This window comes from Paenibacillus sp. sgz302114 (assembly GCF_056120345.1).
Genome location: NZ_JBVYOI010000004.1, coordinates 520459 through 527448, shown reverse-complemented (window position 1 = coordinate 527448; position 6990 = coordinate 520459). Strand labels below are relative to the sequence as shown.

Genomic DNA, 6990 nt, shown 5'->3' with positions numbered 1-6990 from the left:
GAATTTGGACTAAGCAACCAACACAAGAAAAACCTTCCAAATTACTTTCGGAGGGTTCTTTATCTTGCTCAGATTCTAGTATAGCAGTAATTTTTCGAGCTTCTAATGAAAAATGTTGACAAGATATTAGCTGGTTTAGCGGAACAGGCTGCCGATTTCACGTCGGCAGTCAAGCGCTCCGCGGAACAAGCCTGGGAACACGAGTATGTTGTTGATCTGGTTCGGATAATCGCTTCGTCCCGTTACAAACACGGCCACGACGTCCTCTCCATTGAGCAAACGCCTCCGCGACACTCCGATGAAGACGTCCGCATCCGCAATCACGGTTGTCCTTCGACATCGTTTAACTCGCGTGTTTTAATCCCACCGGTCATGTATAGAAGTTCTTGTCCTAATTTGGTTTTGTATAGAAGTTCTTGTCTTGTACAAACGACAAGAACTTATATACAATAAATAAAAAAAGCCGCATTTTATGCGACTTAGTTGTATAGATGTTCTTGTCGTCCGACACTAATGTCATTAATGAAAATATTTTATTGAGTTCATCACCCAACACAAAAAAAAGAAACCTTGAAAGCGTATAGCCAATCAAGGCTTGATTTGAATTATTTATACAATTTTTACTGTGTTCAGTATTTCTCCTTTTTTATTAATTAAGGCAACCTCATTGTCAGATAACCACCGTACTTCACCTAGATGTTTAGAATATGCAAACTCATCAGGAAGTTCTGAAATAACCATATTCCGTTGGATTTCCCCCCCCCCTTTCTTCTTGACCACGATTGAAATATCCATGCTCAACACATTATGTTGGCAAATTACTTCAGCATAGTATTCCTTTCTCGGACTTTTTACTGCTTTTTTCCATACCCATTCGTTTATATACCTTGTTAGCTCTATTTGCGAAGATATTTCTCTAAAGGGTTCAAACGCCCATCCCATATCTCTAGATATCCTCTCAATCCCGTTCATAAGAAGATAAAGTGTAGTCTTCTTTTTCTCATATTCACTCAGAGAATTAAAATTTTCAATATTATGCTCAACTTGTACTGTAACCACTCCAGATAGATTGAGTATTCGAGTTTCATCTATTTTCTCAACGCATTCTACAAGTATCTTCCAACAATTTTCAGTCTTCATTTTTCCAAATAGCCGCTCGTACATTGCAGTAACACAACGTGTTTCCAATCTAAAAGAACGCTGTTTCTCCTTCCAATTCAATTCATAGTCTATTTTAGTCGCTACATGATAGTCACACTCTTTTTCGTTCATTATCGAACAAACCACTTCATCACTGATCACATATGGTAAATCTAAATCAAATTCTGACAAATACACTTTATCCTCTCCTTATTGAAACCGCCATGGTTGTGGTCTTTGATGTAAGCTCATTGAATTTCCTTGATCCTTAAGTCGCTGAGCATTTTGTCTTTCCCAATCAAGAGCATTTTGGCGATTAGGAATATTGGTTTTTACAACTTTCGCCTCGTATTTATCATATCCTACCTGTTTATTCAATTTACTCACTTGAGCATTTGCGCGTGGGGATGTACCATTTTTATTTAATGGTTGCCCACTAATACCCGTTTTTCCTACATTTCCAGTTGCCTTTATTGAAATTTCATAACCATGTTGTGGTTTAGTACTAGCCTTACTATTTCCATTTGGAGTACTTCCCATGGTTTTAGGGGCCGAACCTGGAGCCATAGATCGAGCAGGGACGACAGGTGATGACGTAAAAGCACGTGGTCCACTACATCTTGGCATATTTGGATTGTTAGCACCACAATGTCCAGTAGGATCCCAATGAGTTAACGGATTATTTTCAACATACGTATAAAGGTTCAAGGTAAGAGGATTATTAATCTGCCCTTCATACGTATCCTCATTAATAAACCGACCTACACCTGGATCATACCATCTCGCTCTTAAATACTGCAACGATGTCGATTTTTCCCAATACTCGCCCGAATAGCGGAATGGATTCTCTATCGTTTCGCTTGTCTTTAGTGGATTACCCCAGATGTCATACGTGTAACTGTTTAACTTCACTGCATTACTATCTCGCAGCTCCACCACATCGCTATGACCGTTCTTGAGATAGTACGCTTTATTCCCCGCTGCATCCTGACGAGCAATGAGATCCGAACCGCCTCGAATATATCTGGCTTTAAGCTGAGGAACGCCGCCTACAATTGTCGCTTCGGCAATCACGTTGTCTCTATCATAATAATATCGTGTCGTCGTACCGTTCTCTGTACGCTCGTACAGCAAACCATCACCGTTGTACTTGTAGGATACATTCTTGCCATCTGTCGAAGAAACAGACGTCAACTGATTCTTCTTATCATAGCTATACGTGCTATTCGAAGTATCAAAGCCGGCAACGTTTTGGTAGTTGTTGCGATTTCCTCGATTGTCATAGTTATATGACTCATTTGTCTGATCATTCGACATGATACGGTTGAGAGGATCATAAGCAAACGAAGTGGTAATGTCATCATTTTCGGTCTTAGAAGTCATGTTGTCATTTGCATCATACGTATATGTATTCGCATTAACAATCGTTCCGTTTGATTGCTTATGGAACAAATCGATCAACCGTCCGTGGTCATATGCAAAAGTCGAGACCAGGCTGTTTTTTTGTTGAATCTGCTTCATAAGACCGTTCTTATAATACTGATATTGCGCCTCATAATCTGTAGCAGTAGGTGCTGAAACTGCGCTGACACCCGTTAGCTGGTCTAAAGTATTATAACTATAATATAGCGTCTGCCCGAACGGATCTGTCATCTGCTGCCTTCTGCCTTGGATGTCGTACTGATACTTTAACGTTTTGTTGCCCGGTAAGGTAACTGTGTCTAACTGTTTGGTCAATGGTGTGTATGCATATGATGTCAATCCCGTCTGATCATTCATGGTAAGACGACGACCTGCACCATCATACGTATATGTAATCGTCTCATCGCTCGTAATCTTATGCCAGAGCCAGTTTCGATTCTGATAATCGAACGTGGTAGTCTGATTATTGCGATCGATCATTTTAATCAGATTGTCATTGCCGTCATAATATAATCTCTCAAGCTTGCCTTTTTGATCGGTTGTCTGAATAAGGCGCCCCAGTTCATCATATTTCTTTTGTAACGTACTGGAGTCCGGGTAGGTGATCTTTGTTAAGTCACCCTTTAAGCTATACTCATACGAGGTTAGTTCTTGTTTGGGATTCAATACGCTCGCCAGTTGTTCCAGCGTATTGTATCCATAAGTAGTTACATATCCTCGACCATCAATAGATGTCAGCACCTTATCGACATTGTCATAGGTGTACGTACCAATGGTCTGGTTCTTGGTAGGGTCGGCATACAACTCTTCTTTTTTAATAAGCCTTCCCAGCTTATCATACGAGTCGCGATACATCGTCAGTTCAGCATCAGTCGTGGTCATCGTGTTATTGATATCGTCATACTGGGTTTGCTCCACGCCGCCATTAGGGCTTGTTGCTGTCAACTGTCGTCCCCAAGCATCGTAACTGTATTGCGTTGTACCAACCGTATCCGACTCCGTCAATACATTTCCAAATTGATCATATTTGGTTTGGAAATAGCTATCTTTCTTCGAACCATTATTATTGTACGATTCCGATGGTAGACCCAGCGGCGTATATGCTGTTACTTGCTGGACACCGGTTTCATCGGTCACTGTTTCCACATTATTCACATCGTCATAAATAATGCTTACGGTAGTAGAACCAGGATTTGTTGTTGTCTTAATACGACCGATATTATCATATTGGTACGACGTCACATTTCCTTTTCCATCTGTAATCTTGGTTTGCAGTCCATTAGAAATATCGTATTCGTAGTAGCGATTGATGCTGCTTACTACTCCGTCCGCATCCATCACCTGAAGGGTTCTCTGAGTCGGAAATCCATATTGGAACGCTACGCCATATTGGATTTGCTCCAGAACATCTCTTCCGGTATCCGTAGTTCGAACCGTTTGCGAATTGCCATAAGCATCGATATTCTCATACTTTACTTTATTCAATATGGCACCGTTCGCATCGCCATCCTGAGTAGTTCTTTCGGTTATCATCGGGTTATTCGGGATGCTGCGGACATAAGAAATATATTGCGTTTGTGTCGCACTTACCGGCTTGCTGGTTGACTTCAGCCAATGCGTAACCGGATCATACGTATTGGTCACCGTCACGTTTAGCGCATTTGTACTTGTCAACGCATGTCCATACTCATCCAAAGTTTGGCTCGTCATTACAGCTGGCGAGCTCTGATTAAGCACTGTGTCCGTCGTTTGCGTCGTTGTGATAAGTGGCGTCGGATAATGATTCGCCTCGTCGTAGGTGATTGTCGTCGTGCGTCTCATCTTTCCAGCAACACTAGTGATTACGGTATTGTAGTAATCGGCTAGCGCATTTGCACCGTTATCATTCTTTTTATTCGTATACGTCGTGTTCTTCAAACCGTCACTTTCAACGGTCGAGAACGTTACATTGGTCCCATAAGTGCTTCCCATGTCGCCCACGTAAGAATAGGAACGATAATCGGCATAACCTGTCGTCCCATTCGTATAGGTGATCATATCTTTACGTGAGCTTATGCGATATACCTGATTTACCGAGTAAGACCCCAAGTATCGTGTGACTGGATTGGGCTCAAACGTGTAAATGGATTTCGCACCTGTCGGATAAATAATGCTAGTTAAGAGCGCATACGGATTATTCGTGTTCGGTGTTGTACCCAACATATTAAAACTAGCATTCGCAACATTATAGCTATACGTTGTCTTACGTCCAACAGGATCGACGACGGAGGAAAGCAGTTCTTTCCCGTTTTGCGCCGTTTTATTCAACGTAACGGTTTTGGTACCGTAGGTTATCACCACTTTGGATGTCGTGTAAGTAATTGACAACGTATTACCCAGCGCATCTTTTATGCTGCTTAATAAGGAACGGTTATACGTCGCATTCATCGTGTAAGTAAATTGAATTGCATTATTGCTGTAATAATCTGACAGCTGTATTAATTGACCTGCAGAATTAAAGTACTGTTTATCTCCGTCAATTGATATCAGCACATAAGCAGACGTACTTCCACTCTCCGTAACACTCGTATCTGTTTTAAAAGTCAGATCGCTCCACGGGTAACCAATCAACTTACCGTTGCTGATCTGATAGGTACCTTTCGAAGCCATATGAATATACTGGGAACTTCCTATATTCTCGAGATACGGAATATTCCAGCTCCAGCCTTTACCTATCGGGAACATCGTTTCATCACTTGGAGTCGAGACAGAATCATCTCCGTTCGCCTCATAAAACTGCGAGCTTTCACTGCTGTAACTTTGCATTAGGGCAAATGACATACCGCCACGACCAGGCAATGTGAAATCCGTATAAGATAGTGAGACATCTCCAGATAGTGCGGAAATACTCTCAGTATTGGATGTAATTGCAAATTGCTCCCGATCCGGGTGGATCTTACCAAAATTCAAAGCATTATTGTCGACAGTCTGTGTAATTACCAAGGCCTGATCCGGAGTCGTATCTACGGTTCCACTACCGTAATCACTATTGATGCTACTGTTTGCAGTTGATGAGTTATTGATAGTGGTTGGCGCCACTTTCGCCAAAGCAGCATCGAAAGTACCGCCATTCGTTTTTTGATATTGCAGCGCATCCGCCACATCTTTCAACGAATGTCCGGCATTCAACTGATCTTGAATGAACTGCGTTGTCACTCCATACTGACTAGCTAATGTGTCGATTTGGGACGGTAAAGCCTGATTCGCTTGCGACACGGCCGGTTCTTGTCCCGAAAGACTTTTGGCTGCCACTGCCGCTGTCGCATCCACCAAGCCATAGCCATATTGATCAGAACTGCCTAACTGTTTAGCCGTAATATCCAGAACTTGACGAATCTGATCATTGGTGTACTCAGGATGATTTTGTTTTAACAGTGCAGCTATACCAGCAACGTGCGGAACCGCCAGTGACGTACCGCTTGCTTGATTTAATGTATTATTCAACATATAGCCAGAGATATCGACACCAGGGGCTACCAGTTCAACTTGGCTGCCCGTATTCGAGAAACTGGCATGCTGGTTTAGTGCATCTACAGCGCCAACACCAATAACCGTTGAAAACTGAGCCGGATAATCCACCATATTACTTCCGTCGTTACCGGTTGCAGCGAGGAGCAGAATCCCGTTATCATGCGCCTTTTGCATCGCTTCCTGCAATGCGCTTGAGAACTGAGTTCCGCCGAAGGACATGGATACGATATCAATATGATGATCGATTGCCCAATCGAGTGCTTCAATAACTTGACTATAAGAACCTAATCCGTTTTTATCTAGTACTTTGAGTGAATACAGGTCAACATTAGGCGCAACACCAAGTAAGCCTTGATTATCTTGAGCTGCAGCCAAAATCCCCGCCACCGTCGTGCCATGGCCGTTCGTATCGGTGTAGGAGGTTTCATTTGGTACGAACGAAGCACCATCAATTACGTGCAGATCTGGATTTTGTGTGTTGATACCCGTATCCACAACTGCCACTTTCACACCTCTGCCGGAGAGACCGAGTTGCTGCGCTCCTTCTGCATGAATTTGCGTTAAGTTAGGATTCACCGTATCGGCTAACATTTTAATCGGTTGATCTTTCTCGATATACGCTACGTTGCTATCTTTCTTCAAGCTAGTGACTTCATCCGGCGTAAGTGTGGTAGAAACATAGGACAGATGTGTCATATGATGCTTCATCTTTTTCTTCTTTTTTCGAAGTGATTGCTCACCCTTGTCTTTATCTTTAAACTTAATAATGTACGTCTGTTCTTGTGAGACTGCTCCTTTTGCATTTGCTATTCCGCTAGGACTAGCGGGGTAGATGGAAAGAAGTAGCGTCAGCATTAGCAGCCAGCTGATATATTTATAAGATGATAGCTTCACGAGATAACCTCCATATTATGTCTG

Annotated in this window: 2 protein-coding genes and 1 pseudogene; all 3 read right to left on the bottom strand. The window is 42.4% G+C overall.

Going from position 1 to position 6990, the window contains the following annotated elements; translation table 11 throughout:
• Positions 1-153: 153 nt before the first annotated feature.
• Positions 154-324 (bottom strand): annotated as a pseudogene (locus AC0LWF_RS14515) (NAD-dependent malic enzyme); the annotation flags it as partial.
• Between the two features lie 285 nt (positions 325-609).
• Positions 610-1332, bottom strand: a complete 723-nt coding sequence (locus tag AC0LWF_RS14510; RefSeq protein WP_474652230.1) for a hypothetical protein — start codon at positions 1330-1332, stop codon at positions 610-612.
• 18 nt (positions 1333-1350) lie between these two features.
• Positions 1351-6966, bottom strand: coding sequence for a S8 family serine peptidase (locus AC0LWF_RS14505; protein ID WP_474652229.1), 5616 nt, complete (start codon positions 6964-6966; stop codon positions 1351-1353).
• Positions 6967-6990 lie beyond the last annotated feature (24 nt).